The 14111-nt window shown below is 74.1% G+C and carries 9 protein-coding genes; 8 read left to right on the top strand and 1 reads right to left on the bottom strand.

Going from position 1 to position 14111, the window contains the following annotated elements; genetic code table 11:
• Positions 1 to 13: 13 nt before the first annotated feature.
• The 3 genes from ACZ6TV_RS17515 to ACZ6TV_RS17505 all read left to right on the top strand — a co-directional run bounded on the left by ACZ6TV_RS17515 (position 14) and on the right by ACZ6TV_RS17505 (position 5554).
• Positions 14 to 2116, top strand: coding sequence for a 3-hydroxyacyl-CoA dehydrogenase NAD-binding domain-containing protein (locus ACZ6TV_RS17515; protein ID WP_465298214.1), 2103 nt, complete (start codon positions 14 to 16; stop codon positions 2114 to 2116).
• Positions 2117 to 2134: 18 nt separating this feature from the next.
• Positions 2135 to 2917: an alpha/beta fold hydrolase gene (locus tag ACZ6TV_RS17510; protein WP_465298213.1), complete on the top strand. Its 783-nt coding sequence runs from the start codon at positions 2135 to 2137 to the stop codon at positions 2915 to 2917.
• Positions 2918 to 2989: 72 nt separating this feature from the next.
• The gene (locus ACZ6TV_RS17505) at positions 2990 to 5554 is read left to right on the top strand and encodes a hypothetical protein (RefSeq protein ID WP_465298212.1); all 2565 of its coding nucleotides are present in this window, start codon (positions 2990 to 2992) and stop codon (positions 5552 to 5554) included.
• A gap of 13 nt (positions 5555 to 5567) precedes the next feature.
• On the opposite strand, the gene ACZ6TV_RS17500 is transcribed toward ACZ6TV_RS17505, so the two are convergent.
• Positions 5568 to 7952, bottom strand: a complete 2385-nt coding sequence (locus tag ACZ6TV_RS17500; protein WP_465298211.1) for an Hsp70 family protein — start codon at positions 7950 to 7952, stop codon at positions 5568 to 5570.
• 95 nt (positions 7953 to 8047) lie between these two features.
• On the opposite strand from ACZ6TV_RS17500, the gene ACZ6TV_RS17495 reads away from it, so the two are divergent.
• From ACZ6TV_RS17495 to ACZ6TV_RS17475, 5 genes are all read left to right on the top strand, one after another.
• Positions 8048 to 8518 carry a MarR family winged helix-turn-helix transcriptional regulator gene (locus ACZ6TV_RS17495; protein WP_465298210.1) on the top strand — a complete coding sequence of 157 codons (471 nt, stop codon included), beginning with the start codon at positions 8048 to 8050 and terminating at the stop codon, positions 8516 to 8518.
• Between the two features lie 47 nt (positions 8519 to 8565).
• Positions 8566 to 9999, top strand: coding sequence for an MFS transporter (locus ACZ6TV_RS17490; RefSeq protein ID WP_465298209.1), 1434 nt, complete (start codon positions 8566 to 8568; stop codon positions 9997 to 9999).
• A complete protein-coding gene (locus ACZ6TV_RS17485) occupies positions 9983 to 10864 on the top strand; it encodes an ATP-binding cassette domain-containing protein (RefSeq protein ID WP_465298208.1) in 882 nt (293 codons plus the stop codon). Before ACZ6TV_RS17490 ends, ACZ6TV_RS17485 begins: the two co-directional genes overlap by 17 nt.
• Positions 10861 to 11631 carry an ABC transporter permease gene (locus ACZ6TV_RS17480; RefSeq protein WP_465298207.1) on the top strand — a complete coding sequence of 257 codons (771 nt, stop codon included), beginning with the start codon at positions 10861 to 10863 and terminating at the stop codon, positions 11629 to 11631. Before ACZ6TV_RS17485 ends, ACZ6TV_RS17480 begins: the two co-directional genes overlap by 4 nt.
• A 136-nt stretch (positions 11632 to 11767) precedes the next feature.
• Complete coding sequence (locus tag ACZ6TV_RS17475) at positions 11768 to 14065, top strand: HelD family protein (RefSeq protein WP_465298206.1); 2298 nt, start codon at positions 11768 to 11770, stop codon at positions 14063 to 14065.
• Positions 14066 to 14111 lie beyond the last annotated feature (46 nt).

The following is a 14111-nucleotide window of genomic DNA, read 5'->3' as shown; positions in this document are numbered from 1 at the left end:
GGGCGAACAGACAATGACCGACACGATCCGCTGGGACCGTGGCGACGACGGCGTCGTGGTCCTCACCCTCGACGACCCGGCGCACTCCGCCAACACGATGAGCGAGGCGTTCACCGCCGACCTCACCACCACCGTGGACCGGCTCGAGGCCGAGAAGGCCGACATCACGGGCGTGATCGTCACCTCGGCGAAGAAGACGTTCTTCGCCGGCGGCGACCTGCAGCGCCTCGGCAGCCTCGGCCCCGAGCACGCCGCCGAGATCTACGCGTCCTCGATGCACCTCAAGGGCCTGCTGCGCCGCCTGGAGACGCTCGGCCGGCCGGTCGTCGCCGCAGTCAACGGCTCCGCGCTCGGCGGCGGCCTGGAGATCGCGCTCGCCTGCCACCACCGCATCGTCGCCGACGACGCCCGCGTCGAGATCGGCTTCCCCGAGGTGACCCTCGGGCTGCTGCCCGGCGCCGGTGGGGTCGTGCGGACCGTGCGGCTGCTCGGCATCGCGCAGGCGCTGCTCACCGTCCTGCTCCGCGGTCAGCGGCTCCGGCCCGGCAAGGCCCTCGACGCCGGCCTCGTCCACGAGGTCGCGCCCCGCGAGGAGCTCCTCGACCGGGCGAAGGCGTGGATCGCCGCCAACCCGGGCGCCGTGCAGCCCTACGACGTGAAGGGCTACCGCATCCCCGGCGGCACCCCGGCGCAGGCGTCGTTCGCGGCGAACCTGCCCGCGTTCCCGGCGACGCTGCGCAAGGAGCTCAAGGGCGCCCCCTACCCGGCGCCGCGCAACATCCTCGCCGCCGCCGTCGAAGGCGCCCAGGTCGACCTCGCGACCGCGTTCACGATCGAGGGCCGGTACTTCACCGAGCTCGCGACCGGCCAGATCGCCAAGAACATGATCAAGGCCTTCTTCTTCGACCTGCAGCAGGCGAACTCCCGCGGGACCAACGCCGCACCCTTCACCAAGGTCGCCGTCCTCGGCGCCGGCATGATGGGCGCGGCCATCGCCTACGTGTGCGCGAAGGCCGGCATGCAGGTGCTGCTGAAGGACGTCACCGTCGAGGCCGCCGAACGCGGCAAGCAGTACTCGGCGAAGATCCTCGCGAAGAAGACGTTCCTGCCCGGTAAGGAGATCCTCGCCAGGATCACGCCGACCGCGGACCCGGCCGATCTCGCCGGCTGCGACCTCGTCATCGAGGCCGTCTTCGAGGACCCGGGCCTCAAGCACAAGGTGTTCGCCGAGGTCCAGGACGTCGTCGCACCGGACGCGCTGCTGTGCTCCAACACCTCGACGCTGCCGATCTCCGCGCTCGCCGAGGGCGTGACCCGCCAGCAGGACTTCGTCGGGCTGCATTTCTTCTCGCCCGTGGACAAGATGCCGCTCGTCGAGGTCATCAAGGGCGCCGCCACCTCCGACGCCGCCGTGGACCGGGCGCTCGGCGTGGTTCGGCAGCTGAAGAAGACCCCGATCGTCGTCAACGACAGCCGCGGGTTCTTCACCAGCCGGGTCATCGGCACGTTCACCGGCGAGGGGCTGCTCATGCTCGCCGAGGGCGTCGCCGCGCCGTCGATCGAGCAGGCGAGCCTGCAGGCCGGCTACCCGGCGGCGGTCCTCGCGCTCATGGACGAGCTCACCCTCACGCTGCCGCGGAAGATCCGGCTCGCCTACGGCGACGCGTGGACCCCGACCCCGGCCGACGCGCTCGTCGACCGGATGATCGACGAGTTCGGCCGCCCGGGGCGCTCCGGCGGCGCCGGCTTCTACGAGTACGTCGACGGCAAGCGCGACCGGCTCTGGCCGGGCCTCAAGGAGCACTTCGCGAAGGCCGGCACGGACGTGCCGTTCGCCGACATGCAGGAGCGGATGCTCTTCGCCGAGGCCCTCGAGTCGGTGAAGTGCCTCGACGAGGGCGTCCTCACCAGCGTGGCGGACGCCAACGTCGGCTCGATCCTCGGCATCGGGTTCCCCGGCTGGACCGGCGGCGTCCTGCAGTACATCAACCAGTACGACGGCGGCCTGAACGGCTTCATCGCCCGCAGCCGCGAGCTCGCCGCCCGCTACGGCTCCCGCTTCGAGCCGCCCGCGCTGCTGCTGCGCAAGGCCGAACAGGGAGAACAGTTCATCTGAGGCGACTAGCCTTTGATGATGGGGACCGGGCACATCGACGTCGCCGGCGGGCAGCTCTACTACGAGGCCGCCGGCGACGGGCCCGCCGTGGTGCTGCTGCACGGCGGGCTGCTCGACTGCCGGATGTGGGACGACCAGTTCGAGGTCCTCGCCGCGCGGCACCGGGTGATCCGGGTCGACGCCCGCTCCCACGGCCGGTCCAGCACCGCCACCGTCGACTTCCGCCACGACGACGACCTCGCCGGCGTGCTCGACACCCTCGGCCACGAGCGGGTCGCGCTCGTGGGGCTGTCCATGGGCGCCAGGATCGCGGTCGACTTCGCCGTGTCCCGGCCGGAGCGGGTGTGGGCGCTGTGCGCGCTGTCGCCGGGGATCAGCGGGATGCCGTTCACCGACCCGTACATCCTCGCCCGCAACGCCGAACTGACCGGGGCGCGGGACGACGCCACGTTCGTCGAGGCGTTCGTGCGCGCCTGGGTCGACGGCCCGCACCGCACGCCGTCGCAAGTGCCCGAGTCGGTGCGCGTGCGGTGCGCGGACATGGCCGCCGGCAACGTCCGCCTGCACGCGACCCGCCAGCAGGGCGCGATGCTGGAGCGCGACGCGATCGGCCGCCTCCACGAGCTCACCGCCGCGACGCTCGTCCTGCGCGGCGAGCACGACAGCGACGACATCGCCCGCGCCGCCGGGCTGCTCGGCCCCGCCACCGTGGTGCCCGGCGCCGGGCACATGGTCAACCTGGAGCAGCCCGACGCCGTCCACGCCGCCCTGCTGCCGTTCCTTCAGGAGCAGTCCCCCTGATTCCAGGTAACCGCCTGGTGACCCTGCGTTACGGTCTCCGATTGCGACCGGAGACGGACGGGGGAGACCGCGATGGCGGCGTTCAGCAGGCTGATCAGACGAAGACAGGCGCGTTCCCTGTCGGCGTTGGCGGCGGCGGTACTGACGGCGGCCGGCGCGACGATGCCACCGGCGGCCGCGGCGGAGCTCGCCACCCAACGCATCACCTGGAACGCCGTTCCCGACACGCCGCTGACCGCCGGCACGGTGTCCGTCGCGGCCGTCGCGTCGTCCGGGCTGCCGGTGGCGTACACCAGCAGCAGCGACACCGTGTGCGGCGTCTCCGGTGACGTGGTCACCCTGCACCGCCAGGGCCGCTGCACGGTCCGCGCCACGCAGCCGGGCAACGCGTCCTTCGCCGCCGCGGAACCGGCGAGCGTCACCTTCGCCGTCCTCGGCCGCCCCCAGACGATCACCTTCACCCCGCCGCCGGACGTGCCGATCGGCGCGGACCCCGTACCGCTGACGGCGACCGCCTCGTCGGGCCTGCCCGTCGCGTACCGCAGCGCCACCCCCCGCACCTGCACGGTGAAGGCCGGCACGGTCACCCTTCGCGGCGGCGGCACCTGCACCGTCCACGCCACGCAGGACGGCGACGACACGTTCGCGCCGGCGGGACAGGTGGCGGGCTCGTTCCGCATCGCGCGCCTCGGGCAGGCGCTGCGCTTCCCCCGCCCCGCCGACACCCCGCTGACGTCGAGGACGGTCACCGTCTCCGCCGCCGCCTCGTCCGGGCTGCCGGTGACGCTCACCAGCCGCAGCCGCGACGTGTGCACGGTCAAGGACCACACGGTGACCCTCGTACGGGCCGGCACCTGCGCCCTGCGCGCGGTGCAGCGCGGCAACGGCCGGTACTCCCCGGCGCCGCCGGTCGAGCGCCGCTTCACGGTCGGGCCGGCCGCGCAGACGATCGACTTCCCGTCACCGGGCCGGGTCGCGTTGCCGGCCGGGACGGTCACGGTCCACCCGTCGGCGCCGTCGGGCCTGCCGGTCACGGTGACCAGCGCCGACGCCGGTGTCTGCGGTGTCGCCGGGACCGTCGTGTCGCTGCACACGGCCGGCACCTGCGTGCTGCGGGCGGCGACCTCGGCGGCGGCCGTCACGGTCAGCTTCCCGGTGGTGCGGGGGACGCAGCAGATCACGTTCACCGCCCCGCCCAGGTCGGCCGCCGGGACGGTCACCCTGACCGGCGCCGCCACCTCGGGCCTGCCCGTCGCGTACGCGGCCACCGGCGCGTGCACCGTCACCGGCGCCCTGCTCACGTTGCGGTCCGCCGGCGCGTGCGCCGTGCGCGCCACCCAACCCGGCGACACCCGCTGGGACCCCGCGCCGCCGGTCGACGCCACGATCCAGGCGTCTTCCCAGGCGTCTTCCCAGGCGCAGACGATCGCGTTCCGCCCGCCGCCGTCGGCACCACTGACCGCCGGCACGGTCACCCTGCACGCCGCGGCGACGTCCGGCGCGCCGGTCACGTTCACCGCCGGCCCGCCCCGGGTGTGCACCGTCACCGGCGCGGTCGTCACGCTCCGGATCCCCGGACCGTGCACGGTGACCGCGGCGGCGCCCGCGGCGCCGCCGGTGTCGCACACGTTCACCGTCACCCGTGGCGCGCAGCGGCTGACGCTCCCGCCGCCCGCGAACCGGTCCCTCGCCGCGGGCCCGCTGACGGTCACGGCGTCGGCGTCGTCGTACCTGCCGGTGACGCTGTCCTCGGGCACCCCGGACGTCTGCACGGTCTCCGGTTTCGTCGTCACACCGGTCGCGGCCGGCCCGTGCGTCCTGCGCGCCGACCAGGCCGGCAACGCCGACTGGTCCCAGGCCCGACGGGTCACCCGCACCCTGCGCATCGCGCCCCTCACCCAGACCGTGACGGTCGCCGCCGCCGGGCCGGTCGCGGTGTCGGACGGGCCGGTGCCGCTGCGGGCGTCCGCCTCGTCGGGGCTGCCGGTGACGCTGTCGTCGGCGACCCCGGACGTCTGCACGGTCGCCGGCGCCTCGGTGACGCTCCTGGCCGTCGGCGCCTGCTCGGTCGTCGCCGGCCAGCCCGGCGACCACCGGTTCGCCGCCGCGCCGGACGCGGTGGTCTCCTTCGCGGTCATCCAGGACCCGGCGCCCGTGCTCCTGCCCGCGTCGGTGCCGCCGGCCGCCGCTGGGCGGGTCGCCGCGGACAGCACCGCCACGCCCGGCGCGGCCCTCACCATCACCGGCGCCGGCTACTCGCCCGGCACCGCCGTCCACCTCGTCATGTATTCGACCCCCCGGCCGCTCGGCACGGCGTTCGCCGCCCCGGACGGGACGTTCTCGCTGCTGGTCGTCGTCCCGGCGGACCTGCCGCACGGCGGGCACACGCTGGTCGCCGCGGGGCTCGCCGTCGACAACAGCCCGCGCTACCTGGCCACCCCGCTCACCGTGCACCGCGCCGCGGAGTCGCTCCCGCTCACCGGCGGGCCGGTCGGCACCATCGCCGCCCTGGGCACCTGGGCCGTCCTCATCGGCCTGGTCCTCACCCTGCTCGGCAGGCGCGTCCGCCTCCCGCGCCGTTCCCGGTGGGTGTACCGCTGGACGTACCGCCCCCGCCACTGCGCCGCGGCGGGGTGATCGGGGCCGGTCGTCAGCCGAACAGGCCGGTGGCGATGTCCGAGACGGTGACCAGGGAGCCGAGCAGCAACGCGACCGCGGCGATGCGGGGCAGCCACCTGGTCACCGCCGGGGTGGTCATCGCCAGGAGCCGGCCGGTCGCGGCGGCGAGGCCGGCGAACGCGAAGGTGACGGAGGCGCCGTACAGCAGCCAGTACGCCGCCGGGGCGTCGGTGATCGACTGCAGGGCGGCGCCGAGCTCGAGCGAGCCGTCGGCGAAGGACTCGATCTGGTAGCGGTACTCGGTGACCGCGGCGAGGACCATGATGAGCCCGCCGAGCAGGAGTCCACCCGCGTCGGCCCGGCCGAAGACCGGGTGCACCTCGGTGCCGTCGCGGCGGCGGCGGGCGGCGAGCAGCACGACCGCGGCGACGAGCGTGAGGATGAGCAGGACGAAGATGCCGGTGGTGCCGATGCCGTACCCGATGACGGTCGCCGTCGCGGACATCAGGGCCGCGGTGGGGATGAGCAGCACGCCATAGGCGACGGCTCGTGGGATCGTGCGGCTCGCCGGGGCGGCGAACAGGTAGGCGAGCCACAGCGCGAACCCCGGGTACAGGTAGGTGCGGGCCTCGCCGATCCAGGAGTGCCAGGCGGTGAAGTCGAACGGCAGGCCCCACTCGCCTTCGTTGGCCTTGCGGCCGAGGAAGGCGAACAGCAGCAGCGCGCCGAGCAGGACCGCGCCCGTGACGAGGGTCCGGCGGACGGCGCCGGGCGGCGGTGCGGTGGTGGTCGCGGCGTCGGTGGTGGATGCGGGTGGCGCACCGGTGCCGAACGAGGCGGACGCGGCGGGGCTCACCGGGCCGGCCGGGTTGTGGGCGGGCGCGGCGGGGGACACCGGCCAGGCGGGGGCGTCGTCGGGCCAGGACTGGTCGGGTGGGGTAGAGGTCGGCCGGGCGGCGTCCGGCGGGCCCGAGACGGGCGGGCCGGAGACGCCCCAGCCGGCGCTGGGCGGTGGGCTGCTCGCGGCGGGCCGGCCGGAGACCGGCGGGATCGAGAACGCCGCGCCGGCTGAAGCACCTGAGGACGCGTCCGCACCGCCGGAGGGCGGCGCCGGGGCCGCAGTGCCGTAGACCCGCCCGGCGGCTGGAACCGGGCCCGGCTGGTGAAGGACGGCCGGGGACACGGCCGGGGACACGGCCGGCGGCGTCGCGGACGTGGGACGGGGCGGGTGGGCGGGCGCGCCGCTCGGCGGGCTGCTGAGCGAGGGTCCGGCTGACGGCCAGAGCGGGCCGGCGGCGGATTCGCGTACCTCCGCCGCGTCGGCAGCGGGCCGGGCTCCGGTCGTGGCGAGGGGCCTGGCGCTGCCTTCGGCGACGACGAGTTCGGGTTGTTCCAGGACGGTCGGGGCGACGCCGGTGGCCTGGTGCAGCAGGGTCGCGACGAGGGGCATGCGGCTGGAGCCGCCGACGAGGAACAGCCCGGCGAGAGGGCGGGCCGGGTCGGCGGCGGCGTACACGCGGCGGGTCAGGGCGACGGTCCGCTCCACGACCGGGCGGGCGAGCCGTTCCAGCTGCTCCCGGCCCAGCGGCGCGTCCTGTTCGACGAGCGGGACGTGGATGTACGTGGACGCGGACCGGGACAGGATCTCCTTCGCGGTGCGGACGTCCTGCCACAGGTTGCGGTGGGCGCGGCGGTCGGCGACGGTCTGCGGCCCGGTGAGGCGGCGCATCGCGTCGGGGTGGGCGGTGCCGAGGACGGTGCCGAGGTATTCGACGATCGCGTTGTCGACGTCGAGGCCGCCGGCGTCGTCGAGGCCTTCGCTGGCGATGACCTCCCAGCCGGTGCCGGTGCGGGTGACGACGGACGCGTCGAAGGTGCCGGCGCCGAAGTCGTAGACGACGACGCGGCTGCCGACGGGGACGGCGGCGCCGGTCGCGGCGACGAAGAACGCGGCGGCGGCGACCGGCTCGGGGACGAGCTGCGGGGCGCCGAGGCCGGCGCGGCGGGCCGCGTCGAGGAGCACGGAGCGGCGGCGCGGGCCCCACGCGGCGGGGTAGGTGAGCACGACGGTGCCGGGGTCGCCGCCCATGGTGCGGATCGTCTCGGTCCTGACCTGGGTGAGGACGGCGGCGATGAGGTCGGCGGTGGCGTACTCCTGGTCGCCGAGCAGGACGGTGCCGTCGTCGATACGGCGTTTGGGGTGCGGCTCGTAGCGTTCGGGGTGGACGCGGGCGGCGTGCGTCGCCTCGCGGCCGACGAGGAGGCTCTGCCCGTCGAGGGCGACGCACACGCACGACGGCAGCAGCGGGAACCCGTCGAACAGCACCGGCCGGGTGCGCCCGTCCGCCTCGTGGATGACGGCGACGGTGTTCGAGGTGCCGAAGTCGATGCCGAGGCGGTACCGCGCTGCGATCACCCGCGCACTGTATGCCCGCACCGGCGGGTAGGGACGTCGCAGACGGTTTGCTGACAGATCATCCGCTGCGGGTCGCATTGGCTACGCTCGTATGCATGACCGCTCCGCCACGGGTCGAGCCTGACCTCTCGTTTCTGCTCGACCACACCAGTCATGTCCTGCGCACGCAGATGGCCGCGGCGCTCGCCGAGATCGGGCTGACGCCGCGGATGCACTGCGTGCTCGTGCATGCCCTCGGCGCGGAGCGCACCCAGATCCAGCTCGCCGAGATCGGCGGCATGGACAAGACGACGATGGTGGTGACCGTCGACGCCCTGGAGAAGGCGGGATATGCGGAGCGCCGCCCGTCGAGCACGGACCGGCGGGCCAGGATCATCGCGGTGACCCCGGCCGGTGCGGAGGTCGCGGCCCGGTCCCAGCGGATCGCCGACGGTGTGCACGCCGCGGCGCTGGACTCGCTGCCGGGCGAGGAGCGCGAGGTCCTGGTCAGGGCGCTGGGCCGGCTCACCGGGGGGCATCTGGCCACCCCGTCGGAGGCGTCCGGGGTGCGCCGGGCCCGACAGTAGGTCTCTTGCATATGGTTCCGTAGCAGACGATCTGCTACGGTCGGGTCATGACCTCGAACCGTGGGGCGGCGCTCGCCGTCCTCGCCACCGGCATGCTCATGACCGTCCTGGACGGCAGCATCGTCACCGTCGCGATGCCCGTCATGCAGGCCGACCTCGGCCTCACCCCGTCCGGGCTGACGTGGGTCGTCAACGCGTACCTCATCGCGTTCGGCAGCCTGCTGCTGCTGTCCGGCCGGCTCGGCGACCTGCTCGGCCGGCGCCGCGTCCTCATCGCCGGCACCGTCGTCTTCGTCGCCGCGTCCGTCCTCGCCGGGCTCGCCACCGGCCCGGGGATGCTCATCGCGGCCCGCTTCCTGCAGGGTGCCGGCAGCGCCATGGCCAGCGCGGTCAGCCTCGGGATCGTCGTCACGCTGTACCCGGAGCCCGCCGCGCGCGCGAAGGCGTTCGGGGTGTTCGCGTTCACCGGCGCGGCGGGCGCCTCCATCGGCCAGGTCCTCGGCGGTGTCCTCACCGACCTGCTCAGCTGGCACTGGATCTTCCTGATCAACCTGCCGATCGGCGTCGCCGCGCTGGCCGGCATGCGGTTCGTCCCGGTGGACCGCGGTCTCGGGGCGCGGGCCGGCGCGGACGTGCTCGGCGCGTTCCTCGTCACGGCCGGGCTGATGGCGGGCATCGCCGCGGTGGTGCAGCCCGCCTGGCGCGCGGTCACCGCGGTCGCGGCGGTGCTGCTGCTCGCGGGGTTCGCCGCCCGGCAGGCCACCGCGCGGACCCCGCTGATGCCGCTGCGCGTCCTGCGGTCCCGGCAGGTCGCGGGCGCCAACGTCCTGCAGGTGCTGATGATCGGCGCGATGTTCTCCTTCCAGATCCTGGTCGCCCTGTACATGCAGCGCGTCCTGCACTACACCGCGCTGCAGACCGGGCTGGCGATGCTGCCGGCGGCGCTGTCGATCGCGGTCGTGTCACTGGTCGTGTCGGCGCGGGTCATCGCGCGGTTCGGTGAGCGGGTCACACTCATCGCCGGGCTGGCGTTGCTGGTACTGGCGTTGGGCTGGCTGACCCGGCTGCCGGTCGACGCGCGGTTCGTGCCGGACCTGCTGCCGGTGATGCTGCTCATCGCGGGCGGTGGCCTGGCGCTGCCGGCGATCACGGGCCTGGGCATGTCCGGCGCCCGTCCCGACGACGCGGGCCTGGCCTCGGGGTTGTTCAACACGACGCAGCAGGTCGGCATGGCGCTCGGCGTCGCGGCCCTGTCGACGGTCGCGGCGCAGCGCACCGGCGCCCGGCTCGCCGCGGGCGTCCCGGAGGCCGCCGCGCTGACGGCCGGATACCGGCTGGCGTTCACGATCGGTGCGGCGCTGCTGCTGGTGTCGATCGCGGTCGCGGCCCTGGTCCTGCGCTCGCCCACGGCACCGGAGAAGGGCGGGGTGGCAGCTCCGGCAGAAACTCTCTACACTGTAGAGTGTGATTGTTGCGCGTGACATCCGCAAGCAGTACGGCGGGAAGGCGGCCCTCGACGGGCTCGACCTGACCGTCGAGGCCGGCACCGTCCACGGGCTGCTGGGCCCCAACGGCGCCGGCAAGACCACCCTCGTCCGCATCCTCGCCACCCTCGTCAGGCTCGACGGCGGCACCGCGACCGTCGCCGGGCACGACGTCACCCGGCACCCGCACCAGGTCCGGGCGGCGATCGGGCTCGTCGGCCAGCACGCCGCCGTCGACGAGCTGCTCAGCGCCCGGCAGAACCTGGTGATGTTCGGCCGGCTCAGCCACCTCGGCCTCCCCGCCTCCCGGCGCCGCGCGGACGAGCTGCTCGAGCAGTTCGGGCTCGCCGGCGTGGGGGAGAAGCCCGCGAAGCAGTTCTCCGGCGGGATGCGCCGCCGGCTGGACCTCGCCGCCGGGATGATCCTCACCCCGAAGGTGCTGTTCCTCGACGAGCCGACCACCGGCCTCGACCCGCACGGCCGCGCCGAGGTGTGGGCCGCCGTCCGCCGGCTCGTCGCGGCCGGCACCACGGTCCTGCTCACCACCCAGTATCTCGACGAGGCCGACCAGCTCGCCGACCGGATCTGCGTCATCGACCAGGGCCGGGTCATCGCCGACGGCACCCCCGCCTCGCTCAAGGGCGCCGACCGGCTCGAGGTGCTGACCACCGGCGACCCGGCCGACGCCGCGACCCGCCTCGCCGTGCTCGGCCCGGTCCTCGTCGACGGCAACCGGATCAGCGTCCCCGTCTACGACCGTCTCGCCGCGCTCACCCTCGCCGCGTCGCTGCCGGGCGTCGCGGACATCACGACGCGCCGCCCCACCCTCGACGAGGCCTTCCTGAAACTGGTGACCGCATGAACCATGCCGTGAAATGGGCACTGCACGACGGATGGGTCATGACGCGGCGGGAGCTCGAGCACCTCGCCCGGCAACCCGCGCAGATCGTCGTCATGCTGCTCTTCCCCGTGCTGCTGGTCCTGATGTTCGGCTTCGTCCTCGGCGGCGGGATGAGCGTCGCCGGCGGCGGCGACTACCGCGAATACCTGCTGCCGGGCATGTTCGCGATGACGATGCTGTTCGGGGTCGAGTCGACGTTCGCCGCGATCGCCACCGACACCGGCCGCGGCGTCACCGACCGGTTCCGGTCCCTGCCGATGGCCCCGTCGGCGCAGGTCACCGGCCGCGCCGTCGCCGACCTGCTCACCTCCGCGCTCGGGCTGCTGGTCATGCTCGGCTGCGGGCTCGCCGTCGGGTGGCGCTTCCACGAGGGGCCCGCCGCGGCGCTCACCGCCGTCGGGCTGCTGCTGTGGCTGCGGTTCGCGGTCCTGTGGCTCGGCATCTACCTCGGACTGCTCAGCGGCAACCCGCAGCTGCTCGTCGCCGTGCAGATCCTCGTGTGGCCGGTCGCGTTCCTCTCCAGCGCACTCGCCTCACCCCAGGACATGCCCGCCTGGCTCGGCGCGCTGTCACACTGGAACCCGTTGTCCGCGACCGCGGACGCGACCCGCGCCCTCTTCGGCAACCCCGGCGGCGGCGACCTGTGGCCCGCCCTGCTGTGGCCGGCGGTGCTCACGGCCGTGTTCGTGCCACTGTCGATCCGGCAGTACCGCCGACTGTCCCGCTAAGCGGTACAGTAGAGCGTTCGGGCATCAAAAAAGGCGCCCTCGGGCGCCTGACTGATCCAAATGTTAGCCGACTGGAGACGGGTTGTCAAACGCATCCGACGCATCCGAGCTCGCAACTGAGCAAGCGCATCTCACGATGCTGTACGGGCACCTCGACACGCTGCGGGAGGACGCCTCCGGGCAACTGCAACGAGCGCTGCTGCAGACCGGCGGCACCCCAGCCGACCGGTCCCACCGCGACTCGGCCACCGCGCTGTACACCGAGCGGCTCGGCCAGTACAGCGCCGTGGAGAACGGCCTGTGCTTCGGCCGGCTCGACTTCGAGGACGGCGACGAGATCCGGTACATCGGCCGGATCGGCATCTTCGACGAGGACAACGACTACGAGCCGCTGCTCATCGACTGGCGGGCACCGGCATCGCGCCCCTTCTACCTGGCCACCGCCGCCGCACCCGAGGGGGTGCGGCGGCGCCGCCACATCCGCACCGAACGGCGCACCGTCACCGGCATCGACGACGAGGTCCTCGACCTCGACGAGGCCCACCACACCGGCCGCGGCGCACACGACGGCGTCGCCGGGGAGGCCGCCCTGCTCTCGGCGCTGAACGCGTCGAGGACCGGCCGGATGAAGGACATCGTCGAGACCATCCAGGCCGAGCAGGACCACGTGATCCGCGCCGACCTCGGCGGGGTCCTCGTCGTGCAGGGCGGTCCCGGCACCGGCAAGACCGCCGTCGCCCTGCACCGCGCCGCGTACCTGCTGTACACCCACCGGCAGATGCTGTCGTCGCGGGTCGTGCTCATCGTCGGCCCGAACCCGACGTTCCTGCGCTACATCGGGCAGGTCCTGCCGTCCCTCGCCGAGACCGGCGTCCTGCTCGGCACCCTCGGCGACCTGTTCCCCGGCATCGTCGCGCACACCGACGAACCCGCCGCCATCGCCGAGATCAAGGGCCGCGCGGAGATGGTCGACGTCCTCGCCGCCGCCGTCCAGGACCGGCAACGGGTCCCCGACGAGGCGGTCGCGATCCACCTCGACATCCTCGACGGCGCCGCCGTCATGCTCGACCCTGAGGTGATCGCCGACGCCCGCGACCGGGCCCGCCGGTCCGGGAAACTGCACAACCTCGCCCGGCCCGTCTTCGACACCGAGATCATCCACGCGTTGTCGCTGCTGGTCGCGGACACGATCGGCATCGACCCGTACGCCGACGACCCCCTCGGCGGCGACGACGCCCCCGGCGACCCGCAGATCCTCGACGAGGCCGACCTCGCCGAGATCCGCCGGGAGCTGCGCGGCGAGGCCGAGGTTCTCGGCGCCCTGGACTGGCTGTGGCCGATCCTCACCCCGCAGCAGCTCGTCGCCGGGCTGTTCGCCTCCGAGCGCCGGCTGACCGCGGCCGGCGCGCCCCCGCAGCTGCAGCGGTCCGCGCGGTCCGGGTGGACCCCGGCCGACGTGCCGCTGCTCGACGAGGCCGCGGAGCTGCTCGGCGAGGACGAGACGATCCGCGAGATCATCGCCGAACGGCAACGCAAACGGCAGATCGCCTACGCCGAGGGTGCCCTGGAGATCGCGTTCGGGTCCCGGTCCATCGACGTCGAGGACGAGGACGACCCGGAGCTGCTGTCCGTCACCGACCTCCTCGAAGCCGACCGGCTCGCCGAACGGCAGGACGAGAGCTCCGCGCTCACCCCGGCCGAACGCGCCGCCGCCGACCGCAAATGGGCGTTCGGGCACGTCATCGTTGACGAGGCGCAGGAGCTGTCACCGATGGCGTGGCGGCTGCTGATGCGCCGCTGCCCGTCCCGCTCCATGACCGTCGTCGGCGACGTCGCGCAGACCGGCGACCTCGGCGGCGCCGCGTCGTGGGCGTCCGCGCTCGACCCGTACGTGCCGGGCCGCTGGCGGCTGCGGGAGCTGACCGTCAACTACCGCACCCCGACGGAGATCATGGCGGTCGCCGCCGGGGTCCTCGCCGGCATCGACCCCGACCTGGAGCCACCCCGCTCCGTCCGCGCCGCCGGCGTCGACCCGTGGTTCCGCGGCGTCGCCGCCTCCCGGATGCCCGAAGCGCTCGCCGACGCCGCGACCGCGGAGGCCCTGGAAGCCGGCGACGGGCGGCTCGGCGTCATCCTGCCCGCCGGGTCGTTCGCGGACCTGGTCCCGGCGGTGCTCAAGGTCCTGCCCGACGCGGCCGTCGGCGACGAGCCGGAGCTGGCGGCGAAGGTCGTCGTGCTCACCGTCAAGCAGTGCAAAGGGCTCGAGTTCGACGGGGTCATCGTCGTGGACCCGGAGCGGATCGTGGAGGAGTCCCCGCGCGGCGCCAACGACCTCTACGTGGCGCTGACCCGGGCCACGCAGCGGCTCGGCGTCCTGCACCCGGGAACGTTGCCCGACTCCCTGCACGCGGTGCTGGGGACGCTCGGGATGTGAGGAATTTGCGGTGGGAGCGTGTTGGGTCGGACTCCAGCACGCTCAC

It is taken from the genome of Dactylosporangium sp. NPDC051087 (assembly GCF_055586325.1).
This window is presented reverse-complemented; position numbering and strand designations above follow the sequence as displayed.

Coding starts and splice junctions, on each gene's coding strand:
- ACZ6TV_RS17490 (WP_465298209.1), top strand. CDS start 8,566: ATGACCTCGAACCGTGGGGCGGCGCTCGCCGTCCTCGCCACCGGCATG.
- ACZ6TV_RS17510 (WP_465298213.1), top strand. CDS start 2,135: ATGGGGACCGGGCACATCGACGTCGCCGGCGGGCAGCTCTACTACGAG.
- ACZ6TV_RS17480 (WP_465298207.1), top strand. CDS start 10,861: ATGAACCATGCCGTGAAATGGGCACTGCACGACGGATGGGTCATGACG.
- ACZ6TV_RS17505 (WP_465298212.1), top strand. CDS start 2,990: ATGGCGGCGTTCAGCAGGCTGATCAGACGAAGACAGGCGCGTTCCCTG.
- ACZ6TV_RS17515 (WP_465298214.1), top strand. CDS start 14: ATGACCGACACGATCCGCTGGGACCGTGGCGACGACGGCGTCGTGGTC.
- ACZ6TV_RS17475 (WP_465298206.1), top strand. CDS start 11,768: ATGCTGTACGGGCACCTCGACACGCTGCGGGAGGACGCCTCCGGGCAA.
- ACZ6TV_RS17495 (WP_465298210.1), top strand. CDS start 8,048: ATGACCGCTCCGCCACGGGTCGAGCCTGACCTCTCGTTTCTGCTCGAC.